Genomic DNA, 18,019 nt, shown 5'->3' with positions numbered 1-18,019 from the left:
TTACAAAAATAAAACCCTGTACAACTTACTAGTTTTTATGGAACAACAAATTAATGCTTTTGATAATGTACTCGAACTCATTGGGAATACGCCTTTAATAAAGTTAAATCACATAACTAAAAATATCAAAGGAAATTTCTATGCAAAAGTAGAGTCATTCAATCCAGGACATTCAACAAAAGATAGAATCGCTTTATACATCATTGAAGAGGCAGAACGAAAAGGTATTCTAAAGCCAGGCGATACTATTATAGAAACAACTTCAGGAAATACAGGATTTAGTATTGCAATGGTAAGTATTATCAAAGGATACGAATGTATACTAGCGGTAAGCTCTAAATCATCGTCAGATAAAATAGACATGTTGCGTTCTATGGGCGCAAAAGTATATGTGTGTCCAGCACATGTAAGTGCTGATGATCCACGTTCATACTATCAAGTTGCAAAGCGTATTCATGAAGAAACACAAGGTTCTGTATACATCAATCAATACTTCAATCAATTAAACATTGATGCACATTACAAAACCACTGGTCCAGAAATTTGGAAGCAAACCAACGGAAACATTACACACTTTGTAGCGTGTAGTGGAACAGGAGGAACCATTTCAGGAACTGCAAAATATTTAAAAGAACAAAATCCAGACATTCGCGTTTTAGGGGTGGATGCGTACGGATCTGTCTTAAAAAAATATCATGAAACTAGAGAGTTTGATGCAGAAGAAATCTATCCCTATCGCATTGAAGGATTAGGTAAGAACTTAATTCCAACAGCAACAGATTTTGATGTAATTGATAAATTTGTCAAAGTAAAAGATGAAGAAAGCGCGCACAAAGCCCGTGAAATATCAAAAACGGAAGGTCTTTTTGTTGGATACACAAGTGGCGCAGCGATGCAAGCCATAGAGCAACTAGCTGAAGAAGGAGAATTTGACGAAAACAGTAATGTCATTGTAATTTTTCCAGATCATGGTTCGCGATACATGAGCAAAGTATACAGTGACGAATGGATGCGTTCACAAGGATTCTTTGACAGTAAAAACCTTGAAGAAGCTCAAAAAATAGAGTACATTAAATAAGAAGAAAACTTTTTTTATAACATACTTAAAAGCAGCATAGTAACAATTATGCTGCTTTTATGTTTTAGCGTTCAAGATATCGTAAAATAGTTCCCAAAAAAATATGAAACTAACATAAAAGTGTAATAATTATGATAGCCACGTAAAAATATTTATTTTTGCCGTTGAAGTTTTTACAAAAACTTCTTAAATTACTACGATAACCCGAATTGACACACAAAGAAAACTTAGATAGATGAAGGATTTATTTGCGAAAATATACAAGGACAAAGGACCATTAGGAAAATGGGCATCACAAGCAGAAGGATATTTTGTTTTTCCCAAGTTAGAAGGCGAAATCTCGAATCGAATGAAATTTCAGGGAAAAGATGTCATCACTTGGAGTATCAATGACTATTTAGGACTAGCAAATCATCCAGAAGTACGTAAAGTAGATGCAGAAGCTGCTGCGGCGTATGGTTCAGCATATCCAATGGGCGCGCGAATGATGTCTGGTCACACAGACTTACACGAGCAACTTCAAGATGAATTGGCTGAATTTGTCGGAAAAGAAGCAACATACTTACTAAACTTCGGATATCAAGGAATGGTTTCTACGGTGGATGCGTTGGTATCTAAAAATGATATCATTGTATACGATGTAGATTCGCATGCATGTATTATTGATGGTGTACGTTTACACATGGGAAAACGTTTCACATTCAAGCATAACGACATTGAAAGCTTAGAAAAAAACTTAGAACGCGCTACTAAAATGGCAGAACAAACTGGCGGAGGAATCTTAGTGATCTCTGAAGGTGTGTTTGGAATGCGTGGTGAGCAAGGAAAGTTAAAAGAAATCGTAGCGTTAAAGAAAAAATATAACTTCCGTTTATTTGTTGATGATGCACATGGTTTTGGAACGCTTGGCGCTACAGGTGCTGGAGCAGGAGAAGAGCAAGGCGTACAAGACGAAATTGACGTATACTTCGCAACCTTTGCAAAATCAATGGCAAGTACAGGAGCATTTATTGCGGCTGACAAAGAAATCATCGACTACTTAAAATACAACTTACGTTCGCAAATGTTTGCGAAATCGTTACAAATGCAATTGGTTGTTGGCGCATTAAAACGTTTAGACATGTTACGCACAATGCCAGAACTCAAACAAAACCTTTGGAAAATTGTTGATGCACTACAAAGTGGATTAAAAGCAAGAGGATTTGAAATCGGAAAGACGCAAAGTTGTGTTACGCCAGTATACCTAAAAGGAAGTATTCCAGAAGCAATGGCATTGGTAAAAGACTTGCGTGAAAATCACGGAATCTTTTGTTCAATTGTGGTATATCCAGTAATTCCAAAAGGATTAATTCTACTACGAATGATTCCTACGGCATCACACACATTACAAGACGTAGAAGAAACGTTAGTCGCTTTCTCTGCAATTCGTACGAGATTAGAAGACGGAACTTACAAAAGACTTTCTGCGGCGGTTATGGCGGCTATGGGAGAGTAGTTTTGTTTAAAATATATATTAAAAAACCCGAAACTGGAAAGTTTTGGGTTTTTTTATGCCTAATTAAAAATATATTTTTCACTCCACACGCACCGCTTCCTCAACAGCATTTCCATTCTCATACACAGTAAACTTTACCACTTTTCCATCTGAATTTTTCTCAAACTTAAAACGCAATGGCGCTTCTTTAATAAAAAGTGACGTTTCAGACTGTGCAAACAATTCAGAATTCAATTGTCCTGCTTTAATGCGCAATGTGTTATCTTTCATAGAAATGGTAACCATTCCTGTATTTGGTGCTTTGTATGTTCCTATCAATGATTTCATAGACGACATTGACAATTGAATGCTCAAGGTATTTGAGTTTTTTGACGCTTGTTGATGATCGTAACTTAATACTCTTGACATACGCCAAACACCATTTTTATTTTGCCAAACATGTGTAAACTTTGCAGATTCTACAAGTTGTTCGTTTCCTCCATTTTCTGTGACATAAAAAAGGTGTTTACCAGTAATAATCGCGCCATAATTTTGTAATGGATATACGTGTATTGTTCCGAATACGGCTTCTCTGCGCAATCTAACGTTCGGATCTTTGCAAAGTCCTGTTTTGACCAAAGAAATTAACTTGTCTGAAGTCTTTGTCAAGCCGCCTTTATCATGATAAAACTCTAAATCGTCGGTTAAAAACTGTTTAAAATCGTCTACAGCACATGAATTATAGGCTTTCCAAAATTTGGCATCCAATGCTAAAATTTTATCCTCTAAACTATCAGGAGAACCCATTTCTGATTCTTGACAGAAAACAGAGTTTGAAAAAATAAGCATTCCCAAAAAGAGCATGCTTGCGAAGTAATTTTTAATTGATTTCATTTTTTTGATTGATGATTAATTATAAATCTAAGACGATGGTAGAAGAAATCGGTTACAACTTTTTGTTTTTTTCTAAAATGAGTAATTCTGAAATGCCCATTACATACTTTTTTAATCCAATTTACAGGAAGAAACAAAAATTTAACATTCAATACTAAAGTTGTAAAACATTGAAAAACAATGCCTTATTTATCCTGTTTAAATTATCTCTTAAGTTTATTAAGATTAAGTCTAAATAAACTTTGTCAATTCAAAATCACATAATATATTTGCCAAAACAAAAACCAATACTCTTAAAAAATATTCAAAATGAAAAAAGTAATACTAGGATTCTTGACACTTTCTAGCTTCATATTTACAGCATGTTCAGACGATGACGGAAATGAACCAATAGACACTTCAATTGTTGCTCCAGCAACGTACGAATTTAGTAGAGACGGAAGTTCTTCCGTAAGTTACAGTGGACAAACCACAAGAATCCAAATGGGAGAAGAGTTTATCGCAGCTTTGACAGATAACACACGTACAGAAACTGCGCTTGATGGAATGTTTGCGCATGCAGAAGGAAACAATGACTTTAGCAATACAGATTTAAACGCTTCCGATAAAAGTATTCGCAGCAAAACGGCAGCTTCATCAGATTATTTCTCAGCAAATACAACAGACGCAAACGCAATCAAAGCAGATTTTGATGCATGGATAGCGAATCAAGTTTCAGACGTATTCCCAAATTGGGCAACAACCGCAACTGCTGGAAACGCAGGAAACTTGCAAGAAGCAGGTGGCGGATCTACACGATACATTAGCGGAAAAGGATTAGAATACAATCAAGTAATAAGCAAATCGTTAATTGGCGCGTTGATGGTGGATCAAATGCTAAACAATTATTTAAGTCCTTCAGTTTTAGATGCAGGAAGTAATATTGCAGATAATGATGCAGGAATTGTAGCTGAAGGAAAATCATATACGAATATGGAGCACAAATGGGATGAAGCATTCGGGTACCTTTACGGAACGGACAATGCAACAAATCCAATATTAAATCAAGACAGTTTCTTAAACAAATACCTTTCAAGAGTTGAAAATGATGCTGACTTTGCAGGAATTGCTTCTGAAGTATACGAAGCGTTCAAACTTGGGAGAGCGGCAATCGTAGCAAAAAATTACGAAGTTCGTGATGCACAAGCAAATATTATCAGAGAGAAAATTTCAACAGTAATTGGTGTAAGAGCTGTATACTATTTACAAAGTGGAAAAAATGTATTAGCAACAGATAAAGCAGCTGCTTTTCACGATTTATCAGAAGGATTTGGATTCATATACAGTTTGCAATTCACGCGCAAGCCAGGAACAAACGAACCATATTTCACCAAAACAGAAGTTGACGGATTCATCAATCAGTTGATGACAGGAAATGGTTTTTGGGATGTAAGTCCTGCAACTTTAGATGAAATTTCTGAAGCTATTTCATCCGAATTCAGCTTTACAACAGCACAAGCTTCAAACTAAAAAAAATTAATTGGAATTAGTATAAAAAAGGAGTTGAAGTTTTTGGAATACTCTAACTCCTTTTTTACTTTTGCAATGTTTATTTAGAATAAATAGAAATAAGATGATAAAGAAGATTTTTTCAGGAGTACTTTTAGTGATATTTATTGCAGCATGTAGTTCAAGTGATGACAATGTAACGCCTGAAACACCTGGCGAAACTTCATTTGACAGAGCAGGAATGCTACGCAATATCGCTGACAATATTGTGATTCCAGCGTATCAAGGATTAACGACAAGTTTAAGTACGTTAGCAACTGCGAAAGATACTTTTGTAGCAACGCCAAATCAAGCAAATCTTGATGCGTTACGTTCCGCTTGGCTCACTGCGTACAAATCATGGCAACATGTAGAAGCATTCAATATTGGAAAAGCAGAAGAAATTCTATACAGCTTCCAAATGAACATTTATCCTGTAAGTACAACGGATGTTGAAAATAATATTGCTACTGGAACCTACGATCTAACACATCCAAATAACAATGACGCGGTTGGTTTTCCTGCGTTAGATTACATGTTATATGGACTTGGTGCAACAGACACAGACATCTTAGAAAAATATACAACAAACGCCGAATCGAGTAAGTACAAAACATACCTTACGGATTTAGTAAGTCAGATGCAAATGCTTACGCAAGAAGTACTAAGCGATTGGACAACAACATACAGAGATACATTTATAGCAAGCACAGCAAACACAGCGACAAGCGCGACGAACAAATTTATCAACGATTTCATTTTCTACTACGAAAAAGGATTAAGAGCTACTAAAATTGGAATCCCAGCCGGAAACTTTTCAGCAACGCCTTTACCAGAAAAAGTGGAAGCATTCTACAATCAAGAAGTATCGAAAGAATTAGCATTAGAAGCATTAACAGCTGTGCAAAATCTTTTCAACGGAACACAATATAATGGAAGCGCTTCTGGCGAAAGCTTCAAAACATATTTAACATTTTTAGATAGAACTGAATTAGCTACTTTAATAAACACACAGTTCAACACCGCGCGCGGAAAAATTCAAGACTTAAACGCGAATTTCTTCACGCAAATTAACACGGACAATACAAAAATGACGCAAGCGTATGACGCACTTCAAGCAGCAGTTGTATTGTTAAAAGTGGACATGCTGCAAGCGTTTAATGTGAGCGTTGATTATGTAGATGCTGATGGAGATTAAATCATATAATTAATTATAATACAGAAGGTTGTCGTACTAGGACAACCTTTTTTTGTGAAAAAGAATGAATCGTTTTCAAACATATGTACAACAACAAACCAACGCGACGCCATTGGCTGTATTTCGTATAGGTTTTGGGTTGCTAATGTGTTATAGTATCATTCGTTTTTGGTTAAAAGGTTGGATAGAAACTGTCTATTTAGAACCAACATTTCACTTCTCATACTACGGTTTTGAGTGGATTCAACCATTAGGAAACTACACCTATCTATTATTCTTTATCTGTGGATTATCGGCGTTTTGTGTAGCGTTAGGATTAAAATACCGTTTATCGATAATCCTATTCTTTTTGAGTTTTACGTATATCGAATTGCTCGAAAAAACTACCTATCTCAATCACTATTACTTCATTAGTATCTTGAGTTTTCTGTTGATCTTTCTTCCTGCGAATGCAACGTTTTCAGTAGACAATCTATGGCGAAAAAGAAGCTACACCCAAATTCCTAAATGGACCATTGATTCGATTAAATTATTACTTGGAATTGTCTATTTCTATGCAGGTTTAGCCAAAATAAACTCAGATTGGTTGTTGAATGCAATGCCGCTTAAAATCTGGTTGCCTTCAAAATACGATTTGCCAATCATTGGAGAAACGCTCATGCAACAAAACTGGTTTCATTACGCAATGAGTTGGTCAGGAATGTTATACGATTTACTAATTCCGTTTTTACTATTGTACAAACGAACACGCTGGTTTGCGTTTGCTTTGGTGGTGTTCTTTCATGTATTTACGCGTGTTTTATTCCCGATCGGAATGTTTCCGTATGTAATGATTGTGAGTTCATTAATCTTCTTTGAAGCGGATTTCCACAAAAAAATCATTGCGTTTCTCCGAAGAATGTTGCAAGCTGTGATAAAGGTAAAAACGAACGCAATTCAAGTATTTCCTGAATATCATGTGCGTTTTAAATCGATTGTAATTCCAATTGTGATTGCTTTTTTTACGATTCAACTCTTATTACCATTTCGATACTTATTACATCCGGGCGAATTATTTTGGACAGAAGAAGGTTATCGATTTTCGTGGCGCGTGATGTTAATGGAAAAAATGGGCAACACAACCTTCAAAATTGCAGATGGCGAAACGGGAAACTTTTTCTACGTGAAAAACAGCGACTTTCTCACACCTTTACAGGAAAAACAGATGAGTTTTCAACCTGATTTCATTCTCGAATATGCACATTATTTAGGCGATCATTTTACCAATCAAGGACACAAAAACGTACAAGTATTTGTAGAAAGTTACGTGGCTTTAAACGGACGATTAAGCCAATTATATATAGACAAAACAGTTGATTTATATCAACAAAAAGAATCATTCCAACATAAAAACTGGATTTTACCAATGAGAGATTAATGAATCATCCTTACTGCGAAATGTCATATCGAGCATTATTGAAATCAAAATATATTTAGATTGAAAATAACTAGCGTAGCTAACGAGATAACTAATGAACTCAGACCAATAAAGAAAATAGTATAGAACAAATGAATATAAAAAATTTTAGCATACTAAGTTTGCTTTGTTTATTCAGCATTTCCCTAGCTGCACAACAAAAAATTTCTGGAACTGTAACTGCAGCAAACAATACACCAATTGCAAATGTGGATATTTACGATAAAGTTTCCGGTAAAATTACCACGACAAATACGGACGGTTATTATGAATTCATCACAGAAAAAGAAAACATTACGTTGGTCTTTTTCTCGTTTGAATATGAAGTTGTAGAAAAAGCAATTGTTGTCAACAAAGAAGTTGTTTTAAACGTACGTTTAAATGCGCTCGGAGAACAACTTTCAGAAGTAGAACTCAATATCCGAAAAACGAAAGTATTCGCGCTAAAGCGATTAAAAGATGTGGAAGAAACCGCGATTTACGCAGGAAAAAAGACGGAAGTAGTGTTGGTTGAACAATCCATGGCAAACTTGGCTTCCAACAACGCGCGCCAAATATACAGTCAGGTTGTGGGTTTAAATATTTACCAAAATGATGATGCAGGTTTGCAGTTAAATATTGGTGGACGCGGTTTAGATCCGAACCGAACGGCAAACTTCAATACACGTCAAAATGGCTATGACATTAGCGCAGATGTGTTGGGTTATCCTGAAAGTTACTATTCGCCTGCGGCAGAAGGTTTACAGGAAATCCAAATCATTCGTGGTGCGGCTTCTTTGCAGTACGGAACGCAGTTTGGCGGTTTGGTGAACTTTGTCATGAAAAAACCAAACGAAGCAAAACCAATTGAATTGATCACACGAAATACGATTGGAAGCAACAATTTATATACAAATTTTACGAGCGTTAGCGGAACGGTTGATAAATGGAGTTACTATTCGTTTTTCAATTATAAAAAAGGCGACGGATTTCGTCCAAATTCTGAATTTGAATCGAAAAATGCATACGCACATATTGGCTATCAATTCAATGAAAATACTAAGCTTGAAGCTGAAGTTACGTATTTGCGGTATTTGGCAAAACAAGCGGGCGGGTTAACTGATGCAATGTTTGCTGAAAATCCTTTTCAGAGCAATCGTGAACGAAATTGGTTTCAAGTGGATTGGCTGTTGTACAATTTAAAATTTTCGCACAGATTCTCAGAAAACACCAATTTTACATTTAATGCATTTGGCTTAAAAGCTTCGCGAAATGCGCTTGGTTTCCGTACAAATAGAGTGAATCAGATTGATCCTGGAACCGAACGCGATTTGATAAAAGGCGATTTTAACAACTTCGGATTTGAAGCGCGATTGTTGAATAAGTATGAAGTATTCGGGAAGAAATCAACGTTTTTGGTAGGAACAAAATTTTACAAAGCAGACAATACAAGTGCGCAAGGTCCGGGTTCTGAGGGAAGCGATCCGAATTTTGAATTTCAGTTGGATGATTTTCCAAACTATCAAAATCAATCTGCGTACGAGTATCCAAACTTGAATATGGCAGTTTTTGGTGAAAATATTTTTTATCTGAATGATAAATTATCGATCACACCAGGTTTTCGATTTGAACATATCAAAACAGAAAGTGACGGATTTTTCAAGCGAATTAATACAGATGCTGCCGGAAACGTCATTTTAAACGAAACGGTTGACAATAGCGAAGTGCGCGAACGTTCGTTTGTGTTGTTCGGATTGGGCGCGAGTTACAAACCTTCGGACGCGTTGGAAATCTATGGAAATGCTTCACAAAATTACCGTTCGGTGACGTTTACAGACATTAGTATTATCAATCCTGCATTTGCGATCAGTCCAGATATTGACGACGAAAAAGGAATGACCATCGATTTCGGATTGCGTGGAAATTACAACAATATTGTTTCGTATGATGTGGGCGCTTTCGGATTGTTTTATAATAACCGAATTGGGTTTATTCAACGTGCTTTTCCTGATGGAAGCGTAAAAACGGAACGTGGAAATATTGGTGACGCCGTCATGTATGGTTTTGAAGGTTTGCTAGATTTTAATCTGAATGAAATCTTCATTAAGAATAACGATTATAGTTTCAACTACTTTATCAACGCAGCCGTAACCGATTCGGAATATACTAAAACACAAGAGAATGGAGTAGAAGGCAACAAGGTTGAATTTGTGCCGAATGTAAACTTGAAAACTGGAGTTCGTTTTGGGTATAAAAACTTCTTATCAAGCATTCAATATAGTTACATTTCACAGCAATTTACAGATGCTTCAAATGCTGTAGAAAGTAATTTAGGTGGTGTTATTGGTGAAATTCCAGCGTACGATATTTTAGATATCTCCATGTCGTATACTTATAAAAACTTCAAGTTAGAAGCTGGAATTAATAATGTATTAGACAACAACTATTTCACACGCCGTGCGACAGGATATCCTGGTCCAGGGATTATTCCATCTGTGAATCGGAATTTTTATACGACACTTCAAGTAAAATTTTAATGAAACTCAGTTTTGTCACTTCGAGCGCAGTCGAGAAGTATTCGATTAAAAGCACATTTGCTAAGAGTCTCAATAATGCTCGATTTGACATATTTATAAAGTATTCTAGCGCGAATTCACGAATATTTTTTAGTTTGTTTGTCGTTACGAATTGTAAATCCGTACCAGCAAGGGGGATTCCACAATAGATGCGGAATTACAAATTAGCTATTAAGTTTAATAAAATTTAGCTTTGTCACTTCGAGCGCAGTCGAGAAATAATTGACTAAAAGTACATTTATTAAGAATCTCGACTGCGCTCGATTTGACATGTTTGTCACATAATTTTATGAAATTTTGAAATACTTTATTATTTTTATTGAAAGAAATCTATGTAAATTTAATTAATATTATATGTTTAATATCAAATTAGGAGGAAAAGAATTAGGGTATTTGATAATTTTATTTGCATTTCTAGTCATAATATTTTTTACAATCTTCATTTATTCAATTTTATTTCTTGATGATTCATTTGCTAACATTGCAAACATTTCTGGACTTATCTCAACTGTATTTTATTTCATAGTATTTAATAAAATCTATAGGTTAAGAAATTCTAAATTGAAACTTGAAAAAGAAGATGCCGAATCAAAACTCAAAAAATACACTTTCCTAAAACTAGACAAACACCTAATTTCTAGCATTAGTCAATATTTAGTATTCTTTTCTAACTATGTAAAAGACAGTAAAAAAGTAAATATTACGATGCATGCTTCCGAAGTAGAAGGCGGTTTGGATATTGCTTTTGATTTTCCAGAAACAACTACTAGAGAAGAATTGCAAATTTGGTTGGATGAATATTTAGGTTTTCTAACAACGGATAAAGAAAATTTTCAAGTAAATACAGTTGCTGAAGTAACTAACGAAAAAGCTGATGTTTTAATCTTAAAGTTAAAAAGTCAAGTACAACATTTTAAACATTCGTTAGACATTTTAAAATTAGAAAACAATTTATTGAAAAGTCATAATGAGCAAATTTCTGATATTACGAAGCTTCTCGCGAGTAAAGGAAATCAACTTTTTGTAGCTGCTGCTGAAAATAGTACAGTTATCAAAGAACAAAGGAATACAACTGATAAAACACAATTCATAGGAAATTTAATTAATAATAGTAACATTCATATCTCAGAAATTGATGATAGAATTGTTGATTTAATCAAAGAGTTTTCTAAAAATAATAAAGAAGAAAAGAAACTACTTTCTAACTTAGAAACGTTACAATCTGATAAATCTTCTGAAAAAGAAAAGAAGAAATCGGGAAGTTTGATTCGTAAGTTTCTAGAAACTTGTAATACGGAAGTCGCTAAAGAAATCATTCAAACTATTGCCGAAAAAGGTGAAGGTTGGGTTCAATATATTGCTGGCATGTTTTAGATGTAACAATTATATTTCTATCTTTTTTCTTGTTCTCAACTGCGCTCGAACTGACAGATAAAAAAACTTAATTAGGTTCAGAAGAGGCTTTAATAAAAAATCACTGTATTTATGGCTAGTTCTAATGAAAAAAGCGAACTGAGAAGTTCGCTTTGTATCGATAGTTTTTTTAATAATTTTTATTACAACGGTTCTAAAAATAAATCTTGTCCGTCAATATATGATAACGATAATCTGGTAAGACCATCTGATCGTTCTTGATACAGAAATCTATTTCCCTCAATAGTTGTAATCAGTGATAGTGGTTCATTATTTGGCGTACCGCCTAAACTTTCTAAAGTAAATGTATACGGATATTCGCCAGTATCGTGAATTAAATTGTCTGCACTCACTACTACGAATCCATCATCTCTGAATTCGTATGTGATATTTTGCATGCTGTAATCTGTAATTTGATTTGCAGAAAATGGTGTGTAAATGTACACTAACTTCCATTCGCCAAGCATTAAGTTTTCTTGTGCGGGTTCTACAGGTTCTGTTGGCGGCGTTATGGGTTCTGTGGTTTGCTCAACAGTTTCTTCATCAGGAGTTACTGAATTGTCATCGGAAGTACAACTTACGAATGTGGTAAGCATAAGAAGTACTAATACTAATTTTTTCATCGGTGGTGGTTTTATGTTAATACTACGAATATACGAATTTTCATTAAAACACATATATAGTAAACTGTAGGTAAAGTAGTTGATGCACTACGTTATACATTTATTTACAACCGAATCATGAGAATTTATTAGGTTAATCTAACTTTCGTAACAAAACTTTTGCTTCTTGAAAGTTAAAATTATCTTCATCTTCAGTACTTTTTTCTAAAGCTTTCATTGCTTTTTCTTTGTCATTATCCTTTAAATGAATTAATGCTTCATACCAATATCCTTTAGAACTTAAATACGGATCCGCTACTTTTGATAGCTTTTGAAAAGTAGTAATTGCTTTGTCATTTTGATTGAGTTTGTCATACGAAGCGCCAAGCCATAGTAAACTATGCGGATACAATTCATTAGAAGTTTCTATAGCAGCAAAGTATTCAGCGGCAGCTTGATAGTCTTCTTTCTTAAATACTAATTCTCCTTTTGTAAATGTAGTTACTTCTCCTTTTTCAATGAATGAAGGCAATGTTGAATAATCGACGTACGAATCATAATAAGAAGAATACGATGGATTCATTTGCGAAAAGTAAATTCCGAAAAATAATACAATAACTCCAGCAATAGCGAGGTAACGATAGTATTTTTGAAAAGGTCTTACTTTTGATTGTTCACTAAAATATACTTTTTCAGCATTTTTGATGTTTGCCGATAAATCTTGATATTCTTTGCTTCGGAGTTTCGATTTTAGTTTGTCAACTTCCTCACGATTCAATTTTTCTTGAAATACAGAATAATCACTATTGTTTCCAACTGCTTCAAAAAGTTCTATTTGAATTCTGAGTTCACTTCGAAGTTCAGCATCTTCCTTTAATTTTTGCTCAAATTTCTGCAGTTCTAAGCCTGTCATTTCACCTTTTAAATAACGTTCCATGTCTGCTAAAAGCATTGCTGTTAATTTTGACGCCATTGTTTTATTTTTTGGTATTTGTTATCTTCTTTAATTAGTTTAATCAATTTTGTTCTGCATTTAAAAACACGCTGTCGTACCGTATTCACAGAAGCATACGCATATTCGATGACAATTTCTTCATAGGTTAAACCGTTGAAATAACTACTTAAAACTTCTTTGCAATTTTCAGAGAGTAAATCAAATATTTCTATGTAAAAATCAAATAATTGTTGTTCAATAATAAAGGAACTCAATTCTTCCTCTTTATCTACTAGGGTCAATGTGTCTGTTTTTATTACCTTGTTTTTCAAAGTTTTTAGCCAAAGATTTTTACAAACCACGAATAAGTAGGCTTCAAACGATTTTATTTCGGATCTTTTTTCTTTTTGAGTTACGATGATATACATAAGTCCATCGTGAAAAACATCGGAAGCATCTTGAGAATCGCCTCTATTTTTCATGACATACGACTTAATTTTCGGAAATAACTTGGTGTAAAGTTCCTTTATAATAAGTTCATTTCCAGTGATAAGCGCATCAATAAATCTTTCACTATCTTTCATACATCTAATATTATTAAAAATATTGGGTAATGTTTCGGTGTTTTTATCCCCTTCATATAAACGCAAAAATTAAATATTATGAGAAATATACAAAAACTTATTGCATTCGTGTTTGTATTCGTGGTTTGGTCATGTACAACAGATGATTTTGTTACACAAGACAAAGAGAGTTTAGTAACTGCAAAAAATAATAGCAGTGAAAACACAAGTCGTAAATCATTCTTTTTTCCTACCTATTCAGATACGTCAATGGTTGTTCAGTATAAAGCTGGTACACCAGATGCAGAAAAAAATAATATACGAACTTTTAATGGTGTAGGGAATTATGAAATTTGTCATTGTGACAATCAAGATATTGAACTTTGGTACTTTGGCGGAGTGATAGATGCTGAACCAAAAAGACGTGCTATCAAAGGTCAAATTGATCCAGAAAGTACTACTGGACTACTTGAAGTTGATTATGAATTTGTTTTTGGATTGGATTTAGATAGTCCCTTCATTGGAACGGATGCCGATACAGGCTATATTCCATACATAAAAACTGTAAATACAGGAATAACGATTGCAATTGTGGATACTGGAATCGCTACCGGATTGACTGTATTTAACACAGGGATGAGTCCTAATCAATTTTTATACAATGCAGAATTCACTGAAATTAGCGGTGATAAATCGGGATGGGATTTTGTCAATGAAGATGCGAATGCCTATGATGACGATATCGGAAAACACGGAAGTATTATTGCAAATATGATTACCGATGCATTAACGGCGAATGCCATACCACATCAAATATTACCTGTTAAAGTTGCCAACGCTAGTGGAGGCGCAAGTTACTTTGATTTCCTTTGCGGAACCTTATATGCAGCAGAAAGAGCAGATATAGTAAGTATAAGTATGGGTTGGTATGATGAAGGAGACGAAGAAGATTTAAGTGCTATTTTTTCAAATATTATAGAAGCCAATAACGATGTAATTATGATAACATCAGCAGGGAATTTAGCAAGTAATAATGATATGCTAAATCATTTTCCTTCTTCCTACGAACATAACAATGTTATTGCCGTTGCTTCGGCGAATTCGAGCTTTACCAAAATATCTGACTTTTCCAATTACGGTGCCATCAGTGTAGACTATTTTGCATTGGGAGAAGGAATTCCGTTTTATGATGTATCTGTACAAGGAACTTCCTTTGCAGCACCGCAAGTTACGATTGAAGTCGCCAATATATTTGATGATTTAGGCATCTTACCTCCGGAAGATTTAAAAGAAGAATTAAATTCAAGAGGAACAACGGTCATAACAGATTTTACCTTACTTGATGGCGAATATCGAAATACACTCAATAATAAATATATTATTCCATTCGATTAAAAATTAATGTTTATTTTAGAGGAACTATGTCTTTTCCTCTAAAAATCATAAGCTTATTTTTTACTTGTTTAACAAGTATTGTACATGCGCAAAACAATGTGTCAGGTACTATTGATAGTATAAACACAATTGCCAAAGTCGCAGATCGTATACAAGCATTTGAAGAAGTAATCAAGCAATCAGACACTATCCAAAAAACAGAAAGATTAGGAGCGCTTTTTCATGAAGTTGGTCGCAGTTATTATAAGGCTGAAAATTATGAAAAAGCGTTGTTTAATTTGTCAAAAGCTATCGAAATTAAACATGAGTTTTCTGATAAAACTACGCTCAATAAAAGCTTATTTCTAAAAGCATTTATATACCAAAGACAAGAAAAAATAGCACAATCGTATCAAATGCTTTTAGAGATCATTAGCGCAAACCAAAGTGATTTACATACCTGTTATGCCTACAAAACACTTGCAGAGATTGAAACCGAAAAAGGAGATTTTTATAAGGCATTAGGCTTCTTAAATAAGGCATTATCTAATGAGACATTTAGTAACAACAATACATTTAAGAGTGAGCTCTCTAGAACCATTCTTTGGGTGTATGGCGCTATGTATGAAAGTGGAACAAGTGTCCAACCAAATAGAGATGACTTAGCTATTGTACAATTACATCAAAAAGTGATCGAAGAAAATATAGAAATAATAGCTAAGACACCATTTAATTTAGCATCAACCTATAATAATTTGGGAATTGTATATGATGTTTTTGGGGAATTTGAAAATTCATTAAAGTTTTACAAAAAAGCACAAAGTATATACAAAGACTTAGAAGATTCAACCTATGAATTATTAGATGTTATACTTAATATTGGTGTCATTTATTCTAGGCAAAAAAAACATACACTTGCAAATCAACAATACCAACGTGTTATTAATGAATCAGATGATATTGATCAAATTGCCAATGCGTATGATAACATGGGATATTATCAAACAGCTATTAGTGCTGAAGAAAAATTGCCTTATTTTGAAAAAGCAATTTCAATTGTTTTAGAACGAGAAAATATACTGCAAGAATTTCAATTACCAACATTAGCTGAAATAAAACAATCTGGTTACGAGCAAGATATATTAATATATTTGATTGATTTAGTAGCTCATTACGTGCAGGCTTTCAAACAAGAAAAAGAAAAGTCTTATCTTATAAAAGCCAAAAAAACGGTCACATTGATTGACCAACTAGTGTCTTTAATTCGCTATGAAACTGATACCGAAGCTTCCAAATTATTTTGGATAGAAAAAGGCGTGAATACCTATGTTTTAGCCGTAGAAATTTGTTATCTATTGAATGATACTGCAAGTGCTTTCTATTTTATGGAAAAAAATAAAGCGTTGTTGCTGCAAGAAAATATAAAAACATTCCAAACAAAACTTACATCAGATATTCCAAAGGAATCACTAGAACGCGAATACCAACTGCATTATGATGTTTTAACCTTGGAAGAAGTATTTCAGCAACATCTTGAAAATGCTGCATGGAAAGAAAAGTATAGCGTAAAAAATAAAGAATACCAGACGTTTATGGATTCCATGAAACGTGTGTATCCTGAATATATTAAAACAAAACAAAAAGTTGCGATTACATCGTTAGAAGCTGTTATGGAAGAGTTTTCCGCCAAAGAAACCGCTTTTGTAGAATACATTTTGCATGAAACTGATGGTTACGGAATTTACTATGATACAGATGAACCAATTTTCTTTAAAATTTCGGATGTTCCTGCATTTCAAAAGCAACTAAAAACGTTACAAGCATTCATGACCAAACGCAGGATGAAACCTTCAGAATTGAAAGCATATCAAGAAGTTGGTTATCATGTTTTTCAGCAATTGTTTCCGTTTGAAAATGCTGCGGAACGATTAAAAGACAAAAAAATTACTATTATCCCTGATGAAGCATTACAGTATATTCCGTTTGAACTCTTACCAACACAACAAAGCGGAAAACTTTCAGAAGTATATTTTGTAAATACTGTTGAAACGTCGTATTTGCAATCGTTTTCATTATTTCAGCAAATCAAACAAAAGCAAAATTCACCAACGCAAAAGCTCTTAGCTATTGCGCCAAATGAGTTTGAAGATTCCACATTGCCAACATTGACAGGAACGGAAAAAGTATTAGAATTCTTATCAAAATATGATGTGTCAGTACTATTAACCAAAGAAGAAGCTTCCAAAGAAAATTTTCTAAAATACAGAAACGATTTTGAAATCATTCATTTCAATACACATGCGGGTTTAGATACGAATACACAAACACCTTGGATTGCGTTTAACGAAGAAAAAATGTCACTCAATGAACTTTTCGGATTGGAAAATCAGGCAGATTTAGTGATTTTAGATGCGTGTAAAACTGACGATGGAATCAATCTTTCTGGAGAAGGACGCATCAATCTGTCAAGAGGATTTTTCTATAACGGAACACAAAGTGTATTGGCTTCGCAATGGAATGTAAATGAGCAAGCTGGAAATGAAATTTTACAAGAATTCTACACAGAAATCGAAAAAGGAACGACAAAATCCAAAGCATTGCAATTGGCAAAACTAGCATACTTAACAAAACATGATCGCTCACAAAATACACCGTATTATTGGGCAGCCTTTACACTGACAGGAAGTACTAATTCTTTGACGCTTCAACCTGTACAAAACTACACCTACATTGTCATTGGAATTGCGATTTTAGTATTCTTAGTACTATTTTTCTATTATCGAAAGAAGATTTTAGCGTAAGCGAGACCATTCTGAATAAAATCATTTTTAGTTCGTACTGTCACATCGAGCGCAGTCGAGATGCAATTGAAATGTTGAGCGAGTAAAAATAACTAAGGTAAATATCTGAAAATAAGATTGTTGATTTTATATGTTACTCTTTTCATTTTT

General features: G+C 34.1%; 13 protein-coding genes. 9 read left to right on the top strand and 4 right to left on the bottom strand.

The genetic code is table 11. The annotated features are described in order from the left end of the window. Positions 1-37 precede the first annotated feature (37 nt). Together H2O64_RS08075 and H2O64_RS08070 are read left to right on the top strand one after the other, a co-directional pair. Positions 38-1,078, top strand: a complete 1,041-nt coding sequence (locus tag H2O64_RS08075) for a PLP-dependent cysteine synthase family protein (protein ID WP_187561678.1) — start codon at positions 38-40, stop codon at positions 1,076-1,078. Between the two features lie 235 nt (positions 1,079-1,313). Then, on the top strand, positions 1,314-2,573 hold the full coding sequence (locus H2O64_RS08070; RefSeq protein ID WP_187561677.1) for an aminotransferase class I/II-fold pyridoxal phosphate-dependent enzyme: 1,260 nt from the start codon (positions 1,314-1,316) through the stop codon (positions 2,571-2,573). Positions 2,574-2,651: 78 nt separating this feature from the next. Here the strand turns inward: H2O64_RS08070 and H2O64_RS08065 are convergent, their stop codons facing one another. Then, a complete protein-coding gene (locus H2O64_RS08065; protein WP_187561676.1) occupies positions 2,652-3,446 on the bottom strand; it encodes a nuclear transport factor 2 family protein in 795 nt (264 codons plus the stop codon). A 309-nt stretch (positions 3,447-3,755) separates the two neighbouring features. Between H2O64_RS08065 and H2O64_RS08060 the strand changes: the two genes are divergently transcribed. The 5 genes from H2O64_RS08060 to H2O64_RS08040 all read left to right on the top strand — a co-directional run bounded on the left by H2O64_RS08060 (position 3,756) and on the right by H2O64_RS08040 (position 11,556). Beyond that, positions 3,756-4,955, top strand: coding sequence for a DUF4856 domain-containing protein (locus H2O64_RS08060; protein ID WP_187561675.1), 1,200 nt, complete (start codon positions 3,756-3,758; stop codon positions 4,953-4,955). 103 nt (positions 4,956-5,058) lie between these two features. Next, the gene (locus tag H2O64_RS08055) at positions 5,059-6,171 is read left to right on the top strand and encodes an imelysin family protein (protein ID WP_187561674.1); all 1,113 of its coding nucleotides are present in this window, start codon (positions 5,059-5,061) and stop codon (positions 6,169-6,171) included. Between the two features lie 64 nt (positions 6,172-6,235). Then, positions 6,236-7,588 (top strand): HTTM domain-containing protein, encoded by a 1,353-nt coding sequence (locus tag H2O64_RS08050; protein WP_187561673.1) that lies wholly within the window; start codon positions 6,236-6,238, stop codon positions 7,586-7,588. Positions 7,589-7,719: 131 nt separating this feature from the next. Next, positions 7,720-10,143, top strand: coding sequence for a TonB-dependent receptor domain-containing protein (locus H2O64_RS08045; RefSeq protein ID WP_187561672.1), 2,424 nt, complete (start codon positions 7,720-7,722; stop codon positions 10,141-10,143). A gap of 600 nt (positions 10,144-10,743) precedes the next feature. Next, complete coding sequence (locus H2O64_RS08040; protein ID WP_187561671.1) at positions 10,744-11,556, top strand: hypothetical protein; 813 nt, start codon at positions 10,744-10,746, stop codon at positions 11,554-11,556. Between the two features lie 182 nt (positions 11,557-11,738). Here the strand turns inward: H2O64_RS08040 and H2O64_RS08035 are convergent, their stop codons facing one another. From H2O64_RS08035 to H2O64_RS08025, 3 genes are all read right to left on the bottom strand, one after another. Continuing rightward, a complete protein-coding gene (locus tag H2O64_RS08035; RefSeq protein WP_187561670.1) occupies positions 11,739-12,218 on the bottom strand; it encodes a hypothetical protein in 480 nt (159 codons plus the stop codon). Between the two features lie 133 nt (positions 12,219-12,351). Continuing rightward, complete coding sequence (locus H2O64_RS08030; RefSeq protein ID WP_187561669.1) at positions 12,352-13,170, bottom strand: tetratricopeptide repeat protein; 819 nt, start codon at positions 13,168-13,170, stop codon at positions 12,352-12,354. Continuing rightward, the gene (locus H2O64_RS08025) at positions 13,155-13,715 is read right to left on the bottom strand and encodes an RNA polymerase sigma factor (protein ID WP_187561668.1); all 561 of its coding nucleotides are present in this window, start codon (positions 13,713-13,715) and stop codon (positions 13,155-13,157) included. Before H2O64_RS08025 ends, H2O64_RS08030 begins: the two co-directional genes overlap by 16 nt. Before the next feature lie 78 nt (positions 13,716-13,793). On the opposite strand from H2O64_RS08025, the gene H2O64_RS08020 reads away from it, so the two are divergent. Next, entirely contained in the window at positions 13,794-15,089 is a 1,296-nt protein-coding gene (locus H2O64_RS08020) for a S8 family peptidase (RefSeq protein ID WP_187561667.1), read from the top strand. Positions 15,090-15,187: 98 nt separating this feature from the next. Continuing rightward, positions 15,188-17,869 carry a CHAT domain-containing protein gene (locus H2O64_RS08015; protein ID WP_187561666.1) on the top strand — a complete coding sequence of 894 codons (2,682 nt, stop codon included), beginning with the start codon at positions 15,188-15,190 and terminating at the stop codon, positions 17,867-17,869. Positions 17,870-18,019: the final 150 nt, after the last annotated feature.

The sequence above is a fragment of the Kordia aestuariivivens genome, from assembly GCF_014397005.1.
Taxonomy (GTDB): domain Bacteria; phylum Bacteroidota; class Bacteroidia; order Flavobacteriales; family Flavobacteriaceae; genus Kordia; species Kordia aestuariivivens.
This window is presented reverse-complemented; position numbering and strand designations above follow the sequence as displayed.

What these genes read in the sequence shown, in the direction of transcription:
- H2O64_RS08075 (WP_187561678.1), top strand. Translation starts at nt 38, where the DNA reads ATGGAACAACAAATTAATGCTTTTGATAATGTACTCGAACTCATTGGG.
- H2O64_RS08070 (WP_187561677.1), top strand. Translation starts at nt 1,314, where the DNA reads ATGAAGGATTTATTTGCGAAAATATACAAGGACAAAGGACCATTAGGA.
- H2O64_RS08065 (WP_187561676.1), bottom strand. Translation starts at nt 3,446, where the DNA reads ATGAAATCAATTAAAAATTACTTCGCAAGCATGCTCTTTTTGGGAATG.
- H2O64_RS08060 (WP_187561675.1), top strand. Translation starts at nt 3,756, where the DNA reads ATGAAAAAAGTAATACTAGGATTCTTGACACTTTCTAGCTTCATATTT.
- H2O64_RS08055 (WP_187561674.1), top strand. Translation starts at nt 5,059, where the DNA reads ATGATAAAGAAGATTTTTTCAGGAGTACTTTTAGTGATATTTATTGCA.
- H2O64_RS08050 (WP_187561673.1), top strand. Translation starts at nt 6,236, where the DNA reads ATGAATCGTTTTCAAACATATGTACAACAACAAACCAACGCGACGCCA.
- H2O64_RS08045 (WP_187561672.1), top strand. Translation starts at nt 7,720, where the DNA reads ATGAATATAAAAAATTTTAGCATACTAAGTTTGCTTTGTTTATTCAGC.
- H2O64_RS08035 (WP_187561670.1), bottom strand. Translation starts at nt 12,218, where the DNA reads ATGAAAAAATTAGTATTAGTACTTCTTATGCTTACCACATTCGTAAGT.
- H2O64_RS08030 (WP_187561669.1), bottom strand. Translation starts at nt 13,170, where the DNA reads ATGGCGTCAAAATTAACAGCAATGCTTTTAGCAGACATGGAACGTTAT.
- H2O64_RS08025 (WP_187561668.1), bottom strand. Translation starts at nt 13,715, where the DNA reads ATGAAAGATAGTGAAAGATTTATTGATGCGCTTATCACTGGAAATGAA.
- H2O64_RS08020 (WP_187561667.1), top strand. Translation starts at nt 13,794, where the DNA reads ATGAGAAATATACAAAAACTTATTGCATTCGTGTTTGTATTCGTGGTT.